At 48.2% G+C, this 733-nt stretch carries 1 protein-coding gene; it reads right to left on the reverse strand.

What is annotated here, in order from left to right:
• The coding region (locus tag PGX78_RS08930) for a metal ABC transporter permease (protein ID WP_270446612.1) at positions 1–627 on the reverse strand (627 nt) is incomplete at its 3' end.
• Between the last annotated feature and the right edge of the window lie 106 nt (positions 628–733).

The raw sequence follows: 733 nt of genomic DNA on the forward strand, positions 1-733 counted from the left end.
GACCAAGATGGCTCCGACAGCTTGAAAGGACACAACGACTGTCAACGATACGGAGGTCATCAGCAGGTAATGCAGAAGGTGCGGTCGAAAGCCGTAAAATGTGGCGAGTAAAGGATCAAAGGTGGACAATTTCAACTCTTTTGATAAGCAGATTGCCATAAGGAGATTCAGGAGGCAGATACAACTTGTCGACCAAAGTGCGGCAGGTCCTGCGTCGAGCCCGTTTAATATCAGTCGGTCGAAGGGGGCGAAGGCGATTTCTCCCAGTAAAACCGTATCCGTATCCAAATGGAGATGACTGCCGTAAAGGGTGATTAAGATAACGGCAAGAGAAAAGAGAAGCGGGAAGATAATGCCTACCGATGCATCTTCGGCAAAGAGGCGGGTACGGCACAATAATTCCGACAGCCAAACCGTCAAAATTCCCGTTGCGGCAGCCCCGAGAACTAACAAGGGCGAGGTCAGATCTTTCGTGAAGAAAAAGGCCGCCACAATGCCTAAAAGGACGGTATGAGTAATGGCATCAGCTGTCATAGACATACGTCTTAAGACCAAAAACACGCCGGGAATGCTGCAAGCCACGGAGACGACCGTAATAATCAAGAGTATCTCAGTTTGTGCGTTCATAAGATACGATACACCTCCTTAAACGTCGATATATAACTCCGTACTTGGGCGAAAAAAGGAGGCTGATGAATACAATCGTTGATAAGCAGACGATAATTGCCGGACC

Origin of the sequence: Megasphaera sp. AF13-6AC, from assembly GCF_027685385.1 — a bacterium.
Classification (GTDB): domain Bacteria; phylum Bacillota; class Negativicutes; order Veillonellales; family Megasphaeraceae; genus Megasphaera; species Megasphaera micronuciformis.